The organism is Nocardiopsis sp. MT53, from assembly GCF_019598965.1.
GTDB classification, from domain to species: Bacteria; Actinomycetota; Actinomycetes; order Streptosporangiales; family Streptosporangiaceae; genus Nocardiopsis; species Nocardiopsis changdeensis.
On record NZ_CP080599.1, the window covers coordinates 1,769,507 to 1,787,800 of the forward strand.

The window sequence follows — 18,294 nt, forward strand, 5'->3', positions numbered from 1 at the left end:
TCAGAACGCGCCGGAGTGCAGGGCCATCTGCGTGAGGGCGCGCCGGGCGCGCTCCAGGACGACCTCCATGGAGCCCCCCACGTGCTCGTGGAGGGCGCGGTAGGCGGCGTCCGGTTCGCCGTCGAGGAGGTGGCCGACGATGGCGAGGTGCTCGGTGATGGTGGAGGCGATCCGGTCCTCGGTGAGGAAGTCGTACATGCGCACCCGGCGGATGCGCCGGTTGACCGAGACCAGGGAGTCGGTGAGGGCCCGGTTGCCGCAGGCCCGGGAGAGGTCGGTGTGGAAGTCCTCGTCCAGCAGCACGAAGGAGGCGTCCGGTACGGGCGGGTCGGCCCCGATGGCCTCCCAGCGTTCGCGCTGGGCGCGGAGGATCGCGGGGTCGTGCCGCAGGGCGGGGTCCTCGATGGCGCGGGCGATGCCGCGCAGTTCGAGGGTGACCCGCAGTTCGTAGAGGTCGCGCAGTTCGGCGAGGTCGGGGACGGTGATGTGGAAGCCGTTCTCACGCCGCTCGACCAGGCCGTCGGAGTACAGCCGGGCCAGGGCCTCGCGGACCGGCGTGCGCGACACCCCGAAGCGCTCGGCCAGGCGCACCTCGCCCAGCCGGGTGTGCGGGGCGATGCGGCCGCTGAGGACCTCTTCCCGCAGCAGGGCGTAGACCCGGTCCCGGCGGGAGCCGGCCGGGTCGGCGGCGGGCCCGGCCGGGCGTGTATACAGCGGTGTGTCCATGGCCCCAGACGCTAGGAACGGCGTGTTTCGGCGGTCCTGTCCGTCGGTGAAGCCTGTGTTTCCCGGTGCCCGGCTGTGTTTCGCCGTGTTTCGGCTCCCGCCGGAGCGGCCCGGGCGCGGGTCCGGCCCGGGCGCGACCCCGCCCCGGGCGCCCGGGGCGACGGGGCGGGTCCCGTGCCGCGCCGCCTACCCTGCTGTCATGGGACCGGATCGCAGGAGTGTGCTGCTGGGGGCGCTCGGCGCGGCCGCGGGCGCCGTGCTCGCCGGGTGCGCGCGCGAGTCCGGTGTGCGCGTGCCCGAACTCGTCATCGCCACCGGCCCGCCCGGCGCCGTGTTCCGGGAGATCGGCGCCGAGATCGCCGTCCTGATGCGGGAGCGGCTGCCCGGCACCGAGGTGGTCACGGTGGACACCAACGCCTCGCACGACAACCTGTACCTGCTGGAGGACGGCAACGCGCACCTGGGGCTGTCGAGCCTGGACTCCACGCTCGACCACGAGTCGGAGATCTCCGAGGGCGGGGTGCTCAGCGCGGTCGGCCGCCTCTACGACAGCTTCGTCCACCTGGTGGTGCCCGAGGAGTCGGCGATCCGCGGCCTGGACGACCTTGCGGGGCTGCGGGTGTCGGTGGGCTCCAAGGACTCCGGCACGGAGTTCACCGCCCAACGGATCCTGCGCGAGACCGGGCTGTCCGCCGAGACCGTGCTGATGGACCAGGCCGCCTCCGCCGAGGCCCTGGCCTCCGGGGGGATCGACGCCATGTTCTCCCTGACCGGGCTGCCCACCCCCGCCATCGCCGGCCTGGCCCGGGAGCGGGACGTCCGCTTCATCGATCTGAGCGGCACGGCCGGGGTCATGGCCGACGCCTACCCCGAGTCCTACTTCCAGGCGACCATCCCCGCGACCACCTACCACGGGGTGCCCGCCTGCCCCACGATGTCCACGCCCAACCTGCTGCTGTGCCGCTCCGACCTGCCGGACGACCTGGTGTTCGAGGTGACCGACACCGTGTACCGGGGAGCGGCCCGGCTGGCCGCCCAGCGGCCCGAGGCCGCCCAGATCAACGTGCGCACCGGCATCTCCACGGGCCTGGTCCCGCTGCACCCCGGCGCCGAGCGGTGGTACCGGGAGAACAAGCCCTCCTGAGCCGCCTCCCCCGGCCTCCGGAAACCCGCCGGGCGCCTCGCGAACCCTCCGGCGGAACCGGAGGGCGTTCGGAGGGCGTTCGAAGGGCGGGCCCTAGTCGGCGTCCCGGCGGTCGGGGGCGGGGTCGGCCGCGGGGAGTTCCAGGGTGACCCCGAAACCGCGCCGGCCGGTGCCGGGCAGCCCCGTGCCCAGGACCAGCCGCCCGCCCGCCTCCCCCATCAGATCGGCGACGATGGCCAGGCCGAGCCCGGTGCCCTCGGTGTTCTGGTGGCGCGGAGAGCGCCAGAACCGGTCCAGGGCCAGGGCGTACTCCGCCTCCGGCAGCCCCTCCCCGTCGTCGAGGACCCGCAGGCGCACCGGGTCGCCCGGGTCGGCCCGCACCACCACCCGGGTGCCGCCCGACAGCCTCAGGGCGTTGCTGACCAGCTCGTCCAGGATGCTGCCCAGCCCGCCCGCCGGGGCCAGCACCCACAGGCCCGCCGGGACGTCCGTCTCGACGGCGATCCCCCGGCCCTCCCCCAGCGCCCGCCACCGCTCCTCGCGGCTGCGCAGCACCTCGGCGGCCTCCACCGGCTCCGTGCCGGTGAGGCTCTCCAACCGGGTGGCGGCCAGCAGCGAGTTCAGCATCCGGTGCATCACCGTGGTCTCGTCGATCGCGACCGCGTGCGCCTCCCGCGCCTCCTCCGACTCCAGGTACGGCGCCAGGTTCTCCACCGCCAGCCGCAGGCTCGCCAACGGGTTGCGCAGCTGGTGCGAGGCCTCCGAGACGAACGCGCGCTGGCGGTCCAGCGCCCGGCTCACCACCCCCACCATCGTGTTGAAGGAGTCGGTGAGCCTGCGCAGCTCCGGCGGCCCGCCCGCGGCGTCCACGTGCACCTCCAGGTCGCCGGAGGAGACCGCGGTGGTGGCCGCGTCGAGCCGGTTGATGGGCCGCAGCACCCACCGGGACAGCGGCACCACCGCCGACACCAGCAGGGTCAGCGGCAGCACGCTGAACAGCGCGAGCAGCGCCCACGAACCGAGGATCTCCGCCCCCAGCCGGTCGGTGGGCGACACGACCACGACCGCGCCCGCCACCTCGCTGTCGCGGCCGATCGGCTCGGCCACCACCAGCGGCTCCCCGCTCCACGGCCAGACCGTGGCCGGCGGCGCGGGCCGCTCCCCCGCCATCGCCGCGGTGACGATGGGCCGGGCCTGCGCGGCGTCCAGCAGCTCGCGCATCCGGGCGCGGTCGCCCGACCCGGTGACCACCGCCCCGTCGGGGGCGACCACGACGGCGGGGATCCCGTACAGCTCCTCGTAGCGCTCCATCTCCCGGGCCAGCGGGTCCACCCGCCCGGTGTCGAGCGCGGTGCGGGCCAGCGCGGTGAACCGCCCGGCGTCGCCGAGCCGGTCCACGTACATCTCCTGGGTGAGCTGCCCCGCCACGACCGTGCCCAACGGGACGAGGACCGCGGCGACCAGCACGAACGCGGTCGGCACCAGGATGAGGAGCAGGCGCCGCAGCACGTCAGGCCTCGTCGAGCAGGTAGCCGACCCCGCGGACGGTGCGTATCCGCACCGCGTGGCCCACCTTGGCGCGCAGCGAGGCGATGTGGGTGTCGAGGGTGCGCGAGGACGTCTCCCAGGCGGTGCCCCACACCTGGTCGAGGATCTGGTCGCGGGCCACCACCGAGGGCGACCGGGAGGCCAGCAGCAGGAGCAGGTCGAACTCCTTGCGGGCGAGCCGCACCGGTTCGCCGCCGACGGCGGCCGTGCGCGAGGCGGCGTCCAGGGTGAGGGACCCGACGGTGACCGGCGGCTCCTCGGGCTCCACCTCGGAGCGGGCGCTGCGGGTGCGCCGCAGCACCGCGTCGATGCGGGCCAGCAGCTCGGCCACCCCGAAGGGCTTGACGACGTAGTCGTCGGCCCCGGCCCGCAGCCCGCGCACCCGGTCGCGTTCCTCGGCCCGGGCCGTGACGGCGATGATCGCCGTCTGCGGACGCTCGCGCAGCCGCCGCAGCAGGTCGATCCCGTCGGCGTCGGGCAGCCCCAGGTCGAGCAGGACCACGTCGGCGGGCGGCGCCGCCAGCGCCCGCTCCGCGGTGGCGACCCGCTGGACCTCGAAGGAGGCCGACCGCAGTGCCGTCACCAGCCCGCGGGCGACCCGGTCGTCGTCCTCCACCACGAGAATGCGCATGTCCAGCATGTTAAGCAGCGGCCGGAGCGGCCGCGCCGCGGATCCGGGGACCTGGGGCTCACGGACCCCGGAAATGAGAAAAGTGTTCCCTGCGGTGCGCGAGTGCGCTGGGGAACACCGTGGTGCGCGATCCCGAGCCGTCCGTCTCCGGCCACGGACGGCCCGGTCACCGGGAGCGCGTCCCGGTCACCCTTCGGTCAGGCGGTGACCGCCTCGGCGGCACGGGATCGCCCGCGACGGCCCCAGGGGAGGAGGCTGTCGAGGGAGTAGCGTCCGCCCGCGAAGCCCAGGGCGAGCGAGGTCGCGCCCAGGACCAGCAGGAACTCGTAGCCGCCGACGAGGGGGTCGCCCAGGTGGGCGAAGTAGTAGGCGTTCGCCATCATGAACGCCAGGGCCAGCCCCGCCAGGGGCAGGGCGAGGCCGACGATGAGCGCCAGGCCGCCGCCGACCTCGATGGCCGCCCCGAGCAGGGCGGAGAAGGCCGGGAAGGGGATGCCCAGGGAGGCGAAGCCCTGTGCGGTCCCCTCCAGGTCGGCGGCCTTGGGGAGGCCGTGGGCGACGAAGACGACGCCGACGGCGACCCGTGCGATGAGGGCGGCGACGTCTCCGACGGCGGGCGGGAGGATGGATCTCCGATGCGGTGCTCGGATCATGGGAACTCCGTGTTCTGTGAGCGGGTCACCCGGAGGTACCGCGTCGCACCGTTGAGACCGCGGTCTTTACCGGGTGGTCGGATGGTAACCCGCAGTCGGCCGGACACATAGAGTGCAACCTGCGAAAGAACGCGGACTTTCGGATACCCCCTGCTCAAAACCCCTGACAGAACGGGGCTCAGTTCCGGGTCCGGGTGCCCCCCGGGTCGGTGTACCGGGGTTCGGCCCCCTCGGGGTCCAGGACGCCGAGCATCGCCTCGGCGATGGCCCGCAACTGTCCGACCTGTTCCGGTTCGAGCACGTCGAACAGGACCCGGCGCACCTCGGCCACGTGGCCCGGGGCGGCGGCCTCCAGAACCCGTTCGCCCTTTTCGGTGAGCTCCACGAACGTGGTGCGCCGGTCGCCGGGGCGGCGGAAGCGGCGGATGAGGCCGTCGTCCTCCAGCTTGGCGGCGGCGTGCGACAGGCGGCTGGGCGAGGAGCGCAGCAGCCGGGCCAGCTCGGTCATGGTCAGCGACCGCTCGGGGGCCTCCGACAGCATCGCCAGCGCCTGGTAGTAGGTGTGCGGGAGACCGGAGTCCCGCCGTAGCTGGCGATCCAGGGAGGCGTCGAGGAGATGGACGGCGGCCAGGAAGGTCCGCCAGGTCCGCTGCTGCCCGTCGTCCAGCCACACGACTTCGGCCACCCTTGCACCCCCGGAATACTTGAACTCTCAACCTTGTTCTCGTCGTCGACCGGCCCGACCCCGGAAGGACGACATGGAGACGACAGCGGCGCGCATGCCGACCCTCTACCTCAGCCACGGAGCACCGCCGCTCGCCGACGACGCCGAATGGACCCGGCAGCTCGCCGACTGGTCCGGCCGCATCGCCCGCCCCACCGCGATCCTGGTGGTCTCCGCGCACTGGGAGGACGCCCCGCTCACCCTCGGCGCGACCGCCGGCGGGGTCCCCCTCACCTATGACTTCTGGGGCTTCCCGCAACGCTACTACGACGTCACGTACACGGCTCCCGGAGCGCCCGCGCTGGCGGAGAAGGTGCGCGGCCTGGTCGGCGGCCCGGTCCACCAGGACCCCGCCCGGGGCCTGGACCACGGCGCCTACGTCCCGCTGAAGGAGATGTACCCCGGGGCCGACATCCCGGTGCTCCAGGTCTCCATGCCGTCCCTGGACCCCGTCGAGCTGCTCGGGCTGGGCGAGCGCCTGGCCCCGCTGCGCGACGAGGGCGTGCTGATCGTCGGCAGCGGGTTCACCACCCACAACCTGCGCGAGATGTCCCGCAGCGCGCACGGCACCGCCCCGGCCTGGTCGGTGGAGTTCGACGACTGGGTGAAGCGCGCGGTGGCCGACCACGACGTCGACGCCCTGCTGGACTTCGGGCACAAGGCGCCGGCGGCCGCGATCGCCCACCCGCGCAGCGACCACTTCGCGCCGCTGTTCGTCGCCCTGGGCGCCGGGCTCGCGGACCACCGCGGGTCCGCGTCGACCGTGGACGGGTTCTGGCACGGGCTGGCCAAGCGCTCCTTCCAGTTCGACTAGGGCCCGCCGGAACGCCGAAAACGCGTGGCGGAGTGTCCGGGGTGTCCGGGAGACTCGTCCCATGTCGGACACCCCTGAAAACGCGCGCTCCGTGGCGGACCTGGTCAGGGTCCAGGGCCGGATCAAGTACCTGCACTTCTGGGGCCACCACCCCCACCCCTCCGGCGAGGTCTCGGCGAGCTGCCTGTCGCAGTGGTGGCCCGCCGACTTCACCGTGGACGGGGTCCTCTACCGCACCGCCGAGCACTACATGATGGCGGGCAAGGCACGGCTCTTCGGCGACGACGAGGTCCTCGGGGAGATCCTCGCCTGCAAGCACCCGCGCGAGGCCAAGGTGCTGGGCCGCAAGGTCCGCGGGTTCGACCAGGAGGCCTGGGAGGCGGCCCGGTTCGGCATCGTGGTGGACGGCGGTGTCGCCAAGTTCGGGCAGAACGCCGACCTGCGGGACTTCCTACTCGGCACCGGGCGGCGGGTGCTGGTGGAGGCCAGCCCCCGGGACCGGATCTGGGGCATCGGGATGTCCGCCTCGCACGAGAACGCCGAGAACCCGGCGCTCTGGCGCGGGCACAACCTGCTGGGCTTCGCCCTGATGGAGACCCGCGCCCGGCTGGCCGCCGCGGCCTGACCCGCGTGGCGGAGCCGGGTCTGCGCGGGTCGGATCCGGCACGGCCCGGGGCCCGGATACGGCCGGAACGACGCGTCCGATTCCCGCCGGACTCGCGGGCCCGCAGCGGCCAGGATCGTTCCCATGAACGAGAACACGCACCACACCGCCGAGGCCGCGCTCGTCACCGGCGGCGGCCGGGGGATCGGGGCCGCGGTCGCCGTCCGGCTGGCCGAGGCGGGCTTCGACGTCGCCCTCACCTACGAACGCGACGAACAGGCCGCCGCCGAGGTCGTCTCCCTGATCGAGAAGCACGGGCGGCGCGGACTGGCCCTGCGGGCCGACGCCTCCGACGCCGACGCCGTCACCGGGGCCGTCGACCGGGCGGCCGCCGAGTTCGGGAGGCTGGACGTCCTGGTCAACAACGCCGCGGTCTTCCCCGTCGGCCCCCACGACGGGCACACCGTCGAGGAGATCGACCGGGTGCTGGCGGTCAACGTCCGGGCGCCCTTCCTGGCGTCCCGGGCGGCGGCCCGCCACATGGACGGCGACGGCCGGATCGTCACCGTGGGCAGCAACGTGGCGACCCGGGTGCCCTTCGGCGGCCTCACCCTGTACACCCTGAGCAAGTCGGCGCTGGCCGGCATGACCCGCGGGCTGGCCCGCGACCTGGGCCCGCGCGGCATCACGGTCGCCCAGGTCGACCCGGGTCCCACCGACACCGACACCAACCCGGCGGACGGCCCGAACGCCGACGGCATCCGCTCCCTGGTGCCGCTGGGCCGGTTCGCCCGTCCCGCGGAGATCGCCGAGACGGTCGCCCACCTGGTGGGGCCGGGCGGCCGGTTCATCACCGGCGCGGTGCTCCCCGTCGACGGCGGCATCAACGCCTGACCCGGAGGCGGGCCTCCCTCCCCGTGGCGGTGCGGGAGGCCCGCGTCGGGTTCAACGGCCCATGACGGCGCCGCCGTTGACCTGGATCACCTGGCCGGTGACGTGTCCGGCCCCGGGCGAGGCCAGCCAGGCGATCGTCTCGGCCACGTCCTCGGGCAGCCCGGCCCGGCCGGTGACGGTCTGGGAGACCAGCCGGTCGTGCCGGGCCTGTGTCATCCCCCCGCCGAAGAACCCGGTCCGGGAGATGTAGCCGGGCACCACGATGTTCACCGTGCACCCGGTCGGCCCCAGCCGGGCGGCCAGGTCGAAGGTCCATCCGTGCAGGGCGGCCTTGGTGGCGGAGTAGGAGCCCCCGCCGCCGCGCACCGCCGCGATGGAGCCGACGTTGACGACCCGGGCGCCGCCCTCGCGCAGGTACGGCAGGAGCGCCTCGGTCGACAGGACGGCGGTGAGGACGTTGGCCGCCCAGTCGTCCGACCAGCCCCGCGCGATCCCGGCCAGGGTGTCGTCGGGGGCCGGCCGCAGCCCCCCGGCGTTGTTGACGACGACGTCCACCCCGCCCAGGCGCTCGGCCAGGGCGGGCAGGTGCTCGCCGACGGCGGCCGGGTCGGCCAGGTCGAGGGCGGCGCGGTGCGCGGCGTCGTCGCCGTAGCGGGAGCGCAGCTCACCGACGGCCTCGTCCAGGGGGCCCTCGCGGCGGCCGGTCAGCCCGACGCGGTAGCCGCGGGCGGCCAGGGCGCGGGCGGTGGCCAGGCCGACACCGGTGCCCCCTCCGGAGACGACCGCGGTGCGGGCGGTGCCGGATGTGCCGGGGGCGGGCATGTCGGAAGCGGGCATGTCGGGGTCGCTTTCTCCAGGGGGCGGTCCGCTCCGCACCCTGCCCCGGGCGCCGGTGCGGCGCAAGGGGATTTCCGGTCCCGGACCGCCGTCAGGAGGACGATCCGATGAGGGCCACCCGTTCGAGGACGCCTTCCGCGACCTCCGGGGGGAGCGGGAGGTTGCCGGTCCCCTCCGCGAGGTCCGCCCCCTCCTGGCCCAGGGAGTAGGTCCAGAAGTCGCGCATGACCTCTCCCACCCCGTCGTCGTAGCCGCACTCGTAGGCGAACACGTGGTTGACCCGCATGATGGGGTAGCCGTCCCCCGTCACACGGCCGGTCAGGGAGAAGTCGCCGCCGGTCAGGTCGATCTGCTCGGCGGCGGCCCGGGCCGCCTCCCCCTCCGGGAAGAGGACCTGCTGCTCGGGCCCGTAGAGGGACGCGACGTACAGGCCCATCTCCTGGGCGCGGGCGACGTTCGCGAAACCGATGGCCCCCGGCGTCTGGGCCACCATCTCGGCCACGCCCTCGTCCCCGGACGCGACCCGCACGGACTCGCCCCAGCCGCCGGGGGCCCACTCCGCCTCCGTCTCCAGGTAGCGCTCGAACACCTGCGCCGTGGAGGCGCCGTCGTCGTGGCGGACGGCGGTGATGGGCCCCGAGTAGCCGTCCGGCCCGGTGAACTCGCTGTCGGCCAGGTCCCCGTAGTCTGTGACCCGACCGCTGAAGATGTCGGCCAGCGCCTGCGCCGACAACGTCACCTCCTCGCCATCCTCGATGTTGTGGATGATGGCGACGGAACCGGTCAGCACGGGGAACTGCACCACGGGACAGCCTCGGGCCTCCTCGGCGGCGGCCGCCTGGTCGGCGGTGAGAGGGGCTTCGGAGGAACCGAAGTCGGTGGCTCCGTCGACGAACTCCTGCGCTCCGGCCCCGGATCCGACCGGCTGGTAGGAGATCTCCGCCCCGGGCTGCCGCTCCCCGTACTGCGCGGCCCATGCCTCCAGGGTCGGCCCCAGGAAGGTGGAGCCGCTGCCCGTGACCACCCCGCTCAGCGTGGAGGGCTCCGCGCTCGGTGCCACCGCCGCGTCGAAGTCCCCGGTCCCGTCGTCGCCCTCCACTCCCCTCAGGCCGTCGAGCAGTAGGGCGGTCACGCCGACCCCGCCGACGAGGGTCACCGCCAGGGCCCCGGCTCCCAGGGCCAGCGGCCACACCCGCCTGCGGCGGGGAGGGGGCGCCGCCCCCGCGGGCCGCAGGCCCCCCGGCGGCACGGGTCCGTGGGGCGGCGGCCCGCCCGGGGCCGGTGACGGGCCGTTCCCCGGCAGCGGGGTCGGGGCTCCCGGCGGAGCCCCCGTGGGCCGTCCGCCGGGCGCGGTGTCCCCCTGGTCCCAGTGGGCGCGAATGAGCCCGGTGACGATCGTCGTGTCGTCCTGCTCCCGGGGTACTCCCGCCACGGCGTGCACCAGCTCCGAGGCCCGGGGCCGCAGCGCCGGGTCCTTCGCCAGGGCCCGGCGCACCGGCTCCGCCAGCTCCGCCGGCAGTCCGTCCAGGTCGGGCTCCTCGTGGAGGATGCGGTACATCAGGGTCTCCGCGCCGCCCTCCCCGAACGGGGAGCGCCCGGTGGCGGTGTAGGCGGCGACCGCGCCCCAGGCGAACACGTCGGCCTCGGGGCCGCTGTCGCCGCGGTAGCGCTCGGGGCTCATCCAGGCGGGCGAGCCGATGAGGCCGCCGGTCCGGGTGTGCGAGGTGAGGTCGGCGGCGCGGGCGATCCCGAAGTCCAGCACCTTGGGGCCGTCCGGCGCCAGGATGACGTTGGCGGGCTTGAGGTCGCGGTGGACGACCCCGGCCGCGTGGATGGCGGCGACCGCCTCGGCGATGCCCGCGGCCACCACCCGGGCCTGCCCGGCGGGCAGGGGGCCGCCGACGCGCACCCGCCGGGCCAGCGTGGGCCCCGGCAGGTAGGCGGTCGCGTACCAGGGGTGCTCGGCGTGGGCGTCGTGGGCCAGGACCGGTGCGACGCACAGCGCACGCACCCGCAGCATCAGCTCGACCTCGGCGGCGAAACGGGCCCGGAACTCGGGCTCCCCGGAGAACTCGTCGCGGACGACCTTGATCGCCGCCCACCGGCCGTCGGGGCCGGTCGCCCCGTAGACCACCCCCATGCCTCCGGCGCCGAGTCTGCCGTGCACGGTGAACGGCGGGATCGTGCGGGGGTCGGACGCCCGCAGGGGCGTGAGGTCGGGTGCCGGCTGTCGCATGGGTGTCCTCGGTTCGGCGTGGCCCGCTCGGGTCGGGTCGGGTCCGTCCCGTTGGACGCCCGGGACCCCCGAGTCGTTCAACCCGATTGGAGACAATACGCCCTTAAGTCCGATATCGAGAAAGGGATCACCCGAAGATCATGGGGATTTCACCGCCTCCTTGTCCGATTTCCGGCCACGAGCCGGATCATGGAGGAGTAGAGTCCGAAAAGCGGACAGTACGGTGCCCCCGGCACCCTGGTCCCGTTCCCCGGAGCGCTTCGGGTCCCGGCACGCACAAGCCGACGCCCGCCCGTCGTGGCGCCCGCCGACTCCGGGAGACCGATCACCGATACGGCCGATGTCGCGCCGTTTCCGGGAAGCACCGTTCTTCCTTTTCGACGAGGACGAACCACAATCGGGGAATTCCGATGGCCTATTACCGTATTCAGCTGAGCGACGGCTCCTCCCACACGGTGCAGGCGGTGCGCCTGCGCACGGACGCCCGCAGCCTCTACCTGGAGGAGCGCACCGCGGGGAACTGGCGCGAGGTGTTCGCCAACCCGCTGACCGACGTGGCGCGGGTGCAGCGCCGCTTCACCGAGAACGACGGGACCTGGACCTGGCTCAACGAGCGGCTGCCCGCTCCGATCGGCGGCGTCCGGGCCTGGTGACCCGGTGGGGCCCGGTCGCCCGGGCCCCGCGGGACACCCCTACCAGGGCAGGACCCCGTGGGCGTCCGGATCGGACGCGCCTGCCAGGTGCCCCCACAGCACGCCGTTGGGGCCGTCCCCGGGCAGGGTCGCCAGGTGCAGGACCACCCGCGCCCCCTGCTCGGCGGTGCGGGTCCCCGCGTGCCCGTTGAGGTCGGTGGCGCAGTACCCGGGGTTGGCGGCGTTGACCTTCGCCCCGGCGCCGGCCAACTCCTTGGCGTACAGGGCGGTCGCCATGTTCAGGGCCGCCTTGGAGGCCGGGTAGGGGAGGCCGCCGCTGAGCCCGAAGAACGGGCCCTCCGGGTCGGTCAGCGTGCCGATCGAGCCGATCTCGCTGGACACGTTGACCACGCGGGGCGCGGGCGAGCGGCGCAGCAGCCCCAGGAAGGCGTCGGTCACCGCCACCGGGCCCAGCAGGTTCACCTCCAGCACCTCGCGGAAGGCGGCGAGGTCGGTCGCCCCGGCCGCGCCCCAGCCCAGGGCCACGCCCGCGTTGTTGACGAGCACGTCGAGCCGCCCGTGGTCGTGCGCCACCCGCTCCGCGGCCGCCGCGACGCCGGCCGCGTCGGTGACGTCGATCTCCAGCGGGTGCGCGGTCACCCCCTCCTTCTCCAGCGCGCGCACCGCCTCGGCACCGCGCCCGGCGTCCCTGGAGCCCACCAGCACGGTCATGCCCTCCAGCCCCAGCAGACGCGCGGTCTGGAATCCGATACCCCTGTTCGCCCCGGTGACCAGGGCGATCCTCGTGTTCGTCTCGCTCATGCCGCCATCGTGCGCCCGCCCGCGGCCCGGGCATAAGGGCACCGCGCAGCGTGGTACCGGCGGTACCACTGTCATCCGGTCCGGGATCGGGCAGGCTGGACGCGAGGGAGAGGAGACGCCATGGACCGCACCGGACTGGCGGCCTTCCTGCGCGCCCGCCGCGCCGGGCTGACCCCCGCCGACGCGGGGCTGCCCGACACCGGGCGGCGCCGGGTGGCGGGGCTGCGCCGGCAGGAGGTCGCCCAGCTGGCCGGCATCTCGGTGGAGTACTACGTGCGGTTGGAGCAGGCCCGGGGCCCGCACCCGTCCCGACAGGTGCTGTCCGCCCTGTCCCGCGCCCTGATGCTGGACACCGACGAGCGCACCTACCTGTTCCGCCTGGCCGACGCGGAGGCCCCTGCCGCCCGGACCCCGAACCGCGAGGTGTCCACCGCCGTGCGGTACCTCATCGACGGGCTGCCGACCACGCCCGCCTACGTGCTGGACGCCGGGTACGAGGTGCTGGCCTGGAACGCGGTGGCCGTCCACTTCATCGGCGACATGGGGGCGCTGCCGCGGGAGCGGCGCAACATCATCGAGTGGATGTTCGCCCGACCCGAGCCGGACCCGCACTGGGACGACGAGAACACCGACTGCTTCGCCCGCTACTCGGTGGCGGACCTGCGCACCGCCTACGCCCGGTACCCGGGGGACCCCGGCATCACCCGGCTGGTCACCTCGCTGCTGGGGGCCTCGCCCCGGTTCCGGGAGATGTGGGAGTCGCAGGTGGTGCGCCAGCGGCGCGGGTTCACCAAGCGGATGGACCATCCGGCGGTGGGGCTGCTGGAGTTCGAGTGCCAGGTGCTCCACGTGCCGGACGGGGACCAGCGGGTGATGCTGTACTGCCCCGAGCCGGGGTCGGACACCGAGCGGGCGCTGCTGCGGCTGGCCGGACAGGCCCCGCCGAGCCCCGACGGGACGCCCGTCCTCCGGCCGGGCCGGGCCCCGTGCGGCCCGGGGGACGTGGTGGAGGTCCCGGCGCCGGAGGTGGTACGCCGTTCGGCCGGGACCGTGTGACCTCGGGCGCTGTCGTGATCACGGAGAGCATGTGTAATCTGCCTTCGGGTCACGAGTGAGGGGAACGCCATGGACGGTCGCACCGGGAACGGTCGTCTGCGGCCGTCGGCCGTGCTCGGCGACCTCGCGCGCGCCGCGGTGCCGCCGCTGCTGCCCGCCGGACTGTCCGCCGCCGCGGCCTGCGCCGCCCTGTCGGCGGAGGCGGCGACGGGAACCCCGGTGTCGCCGGTCCTGCCCGTCCTCGCGCTGGTCGCCCTGGTGGCGGGCGCCCCGGTCTCGGTGGCCGCCGTGCTGCTGGTGGGCGCGGCCGCCGTGCTGGGCCGCCGCGCGGACCCGGCCGGGGTCCGCCGCCGCGCGGTGCGCGCCGCCCCGGCCGTCCTGCTGTGGGCGGTGCTCCTCGCGGCACCGGCCGCGGCCCTCCTGTTCCTGGACCCGGCGCCGTGGCACCTGGTCGCGGCGGCCGCCGTGCTGCTCCCGCTGCTACCCGCCCTGCTGCTGGCGGTCCCGGTCTCCGTGGTGACCGGCCGACCGCTGCACCGGGTTCTGCCCTCCACCCTGACCCCGCGCGGGCTGCGCGCGCTGCTCGGCGGGCTGCGCTCCGCGATCCCGGACCCCGGGCGCACGGCGGACCGGCCGTCGATCGCCGCACCCGTCCCGGTGGCGCTGCTGCTGGGAACGGTCGTGGTGTCCGGTGCCGCGTGGGGAGCCGCGGGCCCGGGCGCACAGGCCCCGGACGGCCCGGAGACCGTGCACATCGAGGCGTCCGACGGGGTCGAGCGCCGTTTCTCGGTGGACCTGGCGGTCCCCGACGAGGGCTCCCGGGCGGACGCCCGGATCGGCGACCACCAGGTGGACGCCTTCTGGCGGAGCGGCCCGGCCGAGGGAGCGCCCACCCTGTACCTGCGGGTGTGCCCGGTGACGGAGTCCTGCGAGGACGGCGCCCCGCAGGCACTGGACGTGACCGCCACCGGGCCCGAGTCGATGCGGCTGGTCCTGCTCACCTGCGCGGAGACGGGCTGCCCGGACACCGGCTCGGGCGGCGCGCCCGAGGGCGGGCCCGGTGACACGGACCCCGATCCCCTGCCCCCCGCCGACGCCGTCACCGGCCGGAGCACCCCCGCCCCGGCCACCGGCGCGGACGCCCCCTCCTGCACACCCCCGGACTGCACACCCCACGCCTGACCCCGCCGCCCAGCCGGTGCCCCCGGCGGGAACGCCCCGGGAGCGAACCGGGAGCAGGGGTCGGCACCGCACGGGCAGCGCCCCGTGCCAGGTGCGCCGGGAACGCCGCGCAATCACGAACGGCACCGCACGGACGGCGCCCCGCCTCTCACCGGCAAGAACGATCCGGTGCGAGCACCCCCGAACCTCCCCGCGGGACAACCAGGGAACAACCGTCGGCACCCCGTGTCCCGTACCGGGGCGCGCCGGGAGCAATGCGCAACCACGAACGGCACCGCACGGACGGCGCCCCGCGCCTTGTGCCGGGGTGCGCCGGGAGCGAACCGGGAGCAGGGGTCGGCACCGCACAGACGGCACCCCACCTCCCACCGGCGAGAACAGCCCCGTACGGGCACTCCCCGGACCTCCCCACGGGACAACCGGGGGACGACCGTCGGCGTCATCACCCTGTTCGCCCTCCCCATCCCCCGGAGCACCCGTGTCCCTGCCGTCTCCTCCGCCTCCCCCGTCTCTCCCATCTCTCATGCCTCAGGAGGACCGCTCCCCCGCGCCGCCGCGCACATCGGCCCTGGTCCGCGAAGGCCTCCGGAGGGGCGGCGGGCCCCTGGTAGCGGCCGCGGCCCTGTTCTTCCTGCCCTGGTGGCTCCTGCTGAGCGCTGTGCTCATCGGCGAGGAGCTCCACCCCCCGGACCCCGGAGCGGTGGGGCCCCTGGACGGCCTCAACCTGGCCGCGGCGCTGTGCCAGACGGCCGGGTTCCCGGTCTTCCTGGCACTGACCGCCCTGCTCGGCTTCGGCCACCGGGTGGGCCGGCCGGTCGGGTTCGGCGGAGCCCTGCTCGGTGTGCTCCGGCGCCTCCCCGCCCTGATCGCGTGGGTGCTGCTGTGCGGCGCCGTACCGGCCGTGCTGCTCCTCGCGGCCGCCGCGCCCGCCCTGCTGACCGGCTTCTCGCTGCCGGGGAGCGCGGTCTCCGCGGTCCTGGTCCTGCTCTGCCTGCCCGTCCTGGCGGCCGTGTACCTGTCGCTGCCGACCGCCGTGCTGCACGGTCTCCCCCTGGGCGTGGGGATCCGGGACGCCTGGAGGATGGCGAAGGGGCGGCGGATCCGCTCCCTCCTGGTGCTGCTGCTCTCCCTGGCGGCGTTTCCCCTCAACGCCCTGCCGACCACGCTCGCGCCGGTCCTCGCCGACGACGCGGTCCTCGGGCTCCTGGTGGCCACGGCCGCCGAGATCCCGCTGGTCCTGCTCCTGCAACCGGCGGCGGCCCTGATGGCGGCCTCGCTCGCGATCCCTCGCACTGCGCGGGGATGACGCGGGCCCGGGGCCGCGCGGCGGACGGAGCCCCGTGTCCGGCGTGCGGGAGGGCCGTCCGCGCGGTATTCGGCGGGCCGAAGGGGCCCGGGGGTTGTCGCTAACGTTGACGGCACGCCCCGCCCCCCGGCCGCGGCCGCCCGGCACGGGTACGAGAAGTGGAGAACAGCCATGAGCGAGACACCCCCCGAACCCGACGAGAGCAGACCCGACGGCGGGCCACCGCCGCCGCGGCGGCGGGTCAACCGGCGCGAGCAGATCCTGCGCGCGGCCGCCGACGTGTTCGCCACCCAGGGGTTCCACAACACCTCGCTGGCCGACATCGCGACGATGCTGGACATCACCCCGGCCGGGGTCCTGCACCATTTCGGCTCCAAGACGGGCCTGCTCACGGCGGTGCTGGAGCTGCGCGACGACACCGAGCCGGCACCCGGGGGCAGCCCGATGCTGGACCACCTGGTGACCACGGCCGAGCGCAACTCCGAGCGCCCCGGCACCACCCAGCTGTACGCGGTGCTGTCGGCCGAGAGCGCCACCGAGGACCATCCGGCCCAGGGCTGGTTCCGGGAGCGCTACACGGTGCTGCGCCGGGACATCGAGGGCGCGATCCTGGACCGGCTGGGCCCCGAGCAGCGCGGCCCCGCTGGCGCCCCGGGTCCCGGGGGGCACTCGCCGGCCGGGGCCGCGGCGGCCGCCGTCATCGCCGTCATGGACGGCCTCCAGGTGCAGTGGCTGCTGGACCCCGAGGCGGTCGACATGGCCCTGGTGACGGAGACGGTCATCGACGCCCTCGTGGCCCGGCTGGCCCGGGGCGAGTGATCCGGCCCGGGGTGGGAGTGACCCCGGGGCGGTGACGGAGAACGGCCCGTTCCGGATGTCCGGAACGGGCCGTTCCCGCACAACGCCCGGGGGCGCCGGGGACCGTGCGGTCCCCGGCGCCCCCGGGCGTTCGAAGCGGTGGAGTCCGCGGAGCCTACTGCTCGCCGTGGACGGAGCCCGGCGGGATGGAGCCGTCGGTGACGTACGGCTCGCCGGTGACGCTCTCGGACTGCCACTCCTCCCAGCTCAGCTGCCAGAAGCCCCAGCCGTTGTTCCACTCCTTGATGCGCTCGGTCCCGGTGGTCTCCACGACGTCGCCCATGAGGGTGTTGTCGAAGAACCACCTGGCGTCGTCCATCCGCATGTTCGTGCACCCGTTGGAGGTGTTCGCGCTGCCGATGTTGCCGTTGTAGGACGCCTCGTGGAAGAACTCGCCGCTGGTGGAGGTCCGCACCGCGTACTGGACGTCGACCTTGTAGGAGCCCGGGCTGCCCTCGGGGATGCCCACGGTGCTGGAGTCCATGGTCAGGTGCTCGTAGCGCTCCATGAGCACGTGGATGCCGCTGCTGGTGGTGTCGAAGTTGCGGCTGGCCTTGCCGTTGCTCACCGGGATGGTGCGCTCGTGCTCGCCGTCGACCGTCACGACGGCCTCGTGGTCGGGCACGTTCATGGTGACGATCAGCTCGCGGCCGATCTCGAAGTCGATCTTGGTGTTGCGGACGCCGTAGACGCCCTCGGAGGCCTCGACCCCGGCCAGGTGCGCCTCGACGGAGACCTGCTGGTACGGGTCCCAGTGCTCCTCGGGGCGGAAGGCGACCCGCTTGTCGTCGAGCCAGCGCCACGACCCGGCGACACCCTGCTCGGAGGTGATGCTGATGGAGTTCTCGACCTGGGCCTTGTTGGTGACCGGCAGGTCGAAGGCCAGGACGATCGGCATGCCGACGCCCACGGTCTGGCCGTTCGCCGGATAGGTGCCGTAGGGGTCCAGCTCCAGGCGCTGCCCGGGGACGGCCGCCTCGGTGGTGAACTCCTGGACCAGCTCGGTGCTCTCGCCGGCCTCGTTCTCGGCGGTGGCCGTGACCGTGACCGTGGCGCCCGGGCGCAGGTTCCAGTCGCTGATCCACTCGGTGCCGTCACCGTTGAGGGTGCCGGTCATCTCGTACAGGGAGGGGTCTTCCTCCTCCCCGCCCTCGGCGGTGGCCTCGTCCGGCACCACCTGGTCGACCTTGACCTCGGAGATCGTGCCGTTCTCGGCGGTCACCGTGATGGGGGTGTTGGGCGCGACCGTCTCGGCACCGTCCTCGGGGGCGATGGCGAGGGCCGCGGGCTCCGCGCCGGCGGCCGGGTCGGTGCTGTTGCTCTGCGTCTCGGCGCCACCGGAAGTACAGGCGGTCGCCGCGAGCGCGAGCACCGCCAGACCGATGCCGAATCGGCTGAACGCCGACGGGTGGGTCCTGCCCGTCACGTCTGGACCTCCATGTTTCACCTCGAACGCCATGTGTCTACGCCACCTAAGACGCGCATGTGCGGAAAAGGTTCTGAAATCCCACACATCGGTACGGGACGGTTATCCGACAGGGGGATGAGGGGTCGGAACCGACGACGATACACCCTGGGGGTACCGCACCGAAGCCGTCCGATACGAGATTAGGGCCACCCGTAAACC

Annotated in this window: 18 protein-coding genes; 9 read left to right on the plus strand and 9 right to left on the minus strand. The window is 74.4% G+C overall.

The genetic code is table 11. The features are described 5' to 3' along the window. The gene (locus K1J57_RS07620; RefSeq protein ID WP_220563752.1) at positions 1-726 is read right to left on the minus strand and encodes a GntR family transcriptional regulator; all 726 of its coding nucleotides are present in this window, start codon (positions 724-726) and stop codon (positions 1-3) included. A 199-nt stretch (positions 727-925) separates the two neighbouring features. Between K1J57_RS07620 and K1J57_RS07625 the strand changes: the two genes are divergently transcribed. After that, positions 926-1,870: a TAXI family TRAP transporter solute-binding subunit gene (locus tag K1J57_RS07625; protein ID WP_220563753.1), complete on the plus strand. Its 945-nt coding sequence runs from the start codon at positions 926-928 to the stop codon at positions 1,868-1,870. 93 nt (positions 1,871-1,963) lie between these two features. On the opposite strand, the gene K1J57_RS07630 is transcribed toward K1J57_RS07625, so the two are convergent. The 4 genes from K1J57_RS07630 to K1J57_RS07645 form a co-directional block, all read right to left on the minus strand. Beyond that, a complete protein-coding gene (locus tag K1J57_RS07630) occupies positions 1,964-3,379 on the minus strand; it encodes a HAMP domain-containing sensor histidine kinase (protein ID WP_220563754.1) in 1,416 nt (471 codons plus the stop codon). Position 3,380: 1 nt separating this feature from the next. Beyond that, entirely contained in the window at positions 3,381-4,058 is a 678-nt protein-coding gene (locus K1J57_RS07635; RefSeq protein ID WP_220563755.1) for a response regulator transcription factor, read from the minus strand. Positions 4,059-4,246: 188 nt separating this feature from the next. Continuing rightward, positions 4,247-4,702, minus strand: a complete 456-nt coding sequence (locus K1J57_RS07640; protein ID WP_220563756.1) for a DoxX family protein — start codon at positions 4,700-4,702, stop codon at positions 4,247-4,249. Between the two features lie 178 nt (positions 4,703-4,880). Next, the gene (locus tag K1J57_RS07645; RefSeq protein WP_220563757.1) at positions 4,881-5,387 is read right to left on the minus strand and encodes a MarR family winged helix-turn-helix transcriptional regulator; all 507 of its coding nucleotides are present in this window, start codon (positions 5,385-5,387) and stop codon (positions 4,881-4,883) included. Positions 5,388-5,460: 73 nt separating this feature from the next. Between K1J57_RS07645 and K1J57_RS07650 the strand changes: the two genes are divergently transcribed. The 3 genes from K1J57_RS07650 (at position 5,461) to K1J57_RS07660 (ending at position 7,738) form a co-directional block, all read left to right on the plus strand. Beyond that, the gene (locus K1J57_RS07650; RefSeq protein ID WP_255646895.1) at positions 5,461-6,240 is read left to right on the plus strand and encodes a dioxygenase; all 780 of its coding nucleotides are present in this window, start codon (positions 5,461-5,463) and stop codon (positions 6,238-6,240) included. Positions 6,241-6,301: 61 nt separating this feature from the next. Beyond that, the gene (locus K1J57_RS07655) at positions 6,302-6,865 is read left to right on the plus strand and encodes an NADAR family protein (protein WP_220563758.1); all 564 of its coding nucleotides are present in this window, start codon (positions 6,302-6,304) and stop codon (positions 6,863-6,865) included. 123 nt (positions 6,866-6,988) lie between these two features. Then, complete coding sequence (locus tag K1J57_RS07660) at positions 6,989-7,738, plus strand: SDR family NAD(P)-dependent oxidoreductase (protein ID WP_220563759.1); 750 nt, start codon at positions 6,989-6,991, stop codon at positions 7,736-7,738. Between the two features lie 51 nt (positions 7,739-7,789). Here the strand turns inward: K1J57_RS07660 and K1J57_RS07665 are convergent, their stop codons facing one another. Next, a complete protein-coding gene (locus K1J57_RS07665; RefSeq protein ID WP_255646896.1) occupies positions 7,790-8,575 on the minus strand; it encodes an SDR family NAD(P)-dependent oxidoreductase in 786 nt (261 codons plus the stop codon). A gap of 91 nt (positions 8,576-8,666) precedes the next feature. Beyond that, positions 8,667-10,811 carry a serine/threonine-protein kinase gene (locus K1J57_RS07670; protein WP_220563760.1) on the minus strand — a complete coding sequence of 715 codons (2,145 nt, stop codon included), beginning with the start codon at positions 10,809-10,811 and terminating at the stop codon, positions 8,667-8,669. 410 nt (positions 10,812-11,221) lie between these two features. On the opposite strand from K1J57_RS07670, the gene K1J57_RS07675 reads away from it, so the two are divergent. Next, positions 11,222-11,464, plus strand: a complete 243-nt coding sequence (locus K1J57_RS07675) for a hypothetical protein (protein ID WP_220563761.1) — start codon at positions 11,222-11,224, stop codon at positions 11,462-11,464. 39 nt (positions 11,465-11,503) lie between these two features. Here K1J57_RS07675 and K1J57_RS07680 read toward each other — a convergent pair whose 3' ends face one another. Further along, a complete protein-coding gene (locus K1J57_RS07680; RefSeq protein WP_220563762.1) occupies positions 11,504-12,265 on the minus strand; it encodes an SDR family NAD(P)-dependent oxidoreductase in 762 nt (253 codons plus the stop codon). 120 nt (positions 12,266-12,385) lie between these two features. On the opposite strand from K1J57_RS07680, the gene K1J57_RS07685 reads away from it, so the two are divergent. The 4 genes from K1J57_RS07685 (at position 12,386) to K1J57_RS07700 (ending at position 16,628) form a co-directional block, all read left to right on the plus strand. Next, on the plus strand, positions 12,386-13,321 hold the full coding sequence (locus K1J57_RS07685; RefSeq protein WP_220563763.1) for a helix-turn-helix domain-containing protein: 936 nt from the start codon (positions 12,386-12,388) through the stop codon (positions 13,319-13,321). A 69-nt stretch (positions 13,322-13,390) separates the two neighbouring features. After that, positions 13,391-14,503 (plus strand): hypothetical protein, encoded by a 1,113-nt coding sequence (locus K1J57_RS07690; RefSeq protein WP_220563764.1) that lies wholly within the window; start codon positions 13,391-13,393, stop codon positions 14,501-14,503. 523 nt (positions 14,504-15,026) lie between these two features. Next, a complete protein-coding gene (locus tag K1J57_RS07695) occupies positions 15,027-15,809 on the plus strand; it encodes a hypothetical protein (protein WP_220563765.1) in 783 nt (260 codons plus the stop codon). Between the two features lie 171 nt (positions 15,810-15,980). Beyond that, positions 15,981-16,628 (plus strand): TetR/AcrR family transcriptional regulator, encoded by a 648-nt coding sequence (locus K1J57_RS07700; RefSeq protein WP_220563766.1) that lies wholly within the window; start codon positions 15,981-15,983, stop codon positions 16,626-16,628. Between the two features lie 154 nt (positions 16,629-16,782). On the opposite strand, the gene K1J57_RS07705 is transcribed toward K1J57_RS07700, so the two are convergent. Further along, the gene (locus K1J57_RS07705) at positions 16,783-18,093 is read right to left on the minus strand and encodes an Ig-like domain-containing protein (protein WP_220563767.1); all 1,311 of its coding nucleotides are present in this window, start codon (positions 18,091-18,093) and stop codon (positions 16,783-16,785) included. Positions 18,094-18,294: the final 201 nt, after the last annotated feature.

What these genes read in the sequence shown, in the direction of transcription:
- K1J57_RS07620 (WP_220563752.1), bottom strand. Translation starts at nt 726, where the DNA reads ATGGACACACCGCTGTATACACGCCCGGCCGGGCCCGCCGCCGACCCG.
- K1J57_RS07625 (WP_220563753.1), top strand. Translation starts at nt 926, where the DNA reads ATGGGACCGGATCGCAGGAGTGTGCTGCTGGGGGCGCTCGGCGCGGCC.
- K1J57_RS07635 (WP_220563755.1), bottom strand. Translation starts at nt 4,058, where the DNA reads ATGCTGGACATGCGCATTCTCGTGGTGGAGGACGACGACCGGGTCGCC.
- K1J57_RS07640 (WP_220563756.1), bottom strand. Translation starts at nt 4,702, where the DNA reads ATGATCCGAGCACCGCATCGGAGATCCATCCTCCCGCCCGCCGTCGGA.
- K1J57_RS07650 (WP_255646895.1), top strand. Translation starts at nt 5,461, where the DNA reads ATGGAGACGACAGCGGCGCGCATGCCGACCCTCTACCTCAGCCACGGA.
- K1J57_RS07655 (WP_220563758.1), top strand. Translation starts at nt 6,302, where the DNA reads ATGTCGGACACCCCTGAAAACGCGCGCTCCGTGGCGGACCTGGTCAGG.
- K1J57_RS07660 (WP_220563759.1), top strand. Translation starts at nt 6,989, where the DNA reads ATGAACGAGAACACGCACCACACCGCCGAGGCCGCGCTCGTCACCGGC.
- K1J57_RS07665 (WP_255646896.1), bottom strand. Translation starts at nt 8,575, where the DNA reads ATGCCCGCTTCCGACATGCCCGCCCCCGGCACATCCGGCACCGCCCGC.
- K1J57_RS07670 (WP_220563760.1), bottom strand. Translation starts at nt 10,811, where the DNA reads ATGCGACAGCCGGCACCCGACCTCACGCCCCTGCGGGCGTCCGACCCC.
- K1J57_RS07675 (WP_220563761.1), top strand. Translation starts at nt 11,222, where the DNA reads ATGGCCTATTACCGTATTCAGCTGAGCGACGGCTCCTCCCACACGGTG.
- K1J57_RS07680 (WP_220563762.1), bottom strand. Translation starts at nt 12,265, where the DNA reads ATGAGCGAGACGAACACGAGGATCGCCCTGGTCACCGGGGCGAACAGG.
- K1J57_RS07685 (WP_220563763.1), top strand. Translation starts at nt 12,386, where the DNA reads ATGGACCGCACCGGACTGGCGGCCTTCCTGCGCGCCCGCCGCGCCGGG.
- K1J57_RS07690 (WP_220563764.1), top strand. Translation starts at nt 13,391, where the DNA reads ATGGACGGTCGCACCGGGAACGGTCGTCTGCGGCCGTCGGCCGTGCTC.
- K1J57_RS07695 (WP_220563765.1), top strand. Translation starts at nt 15,027, where the DNA reads ATGCCTCAGGAGGACCGCTCCCCCGCGCCGCCGCGCACATCGGCCCTG.
- K1J57_RS07700 (WP_220563766.1), top strand. Translation starts at nt 15,981, where the DNA reads ATGAGCGAGACACCCCCCGAACCCGACGAGAGCAGACCCGACGGCGGG.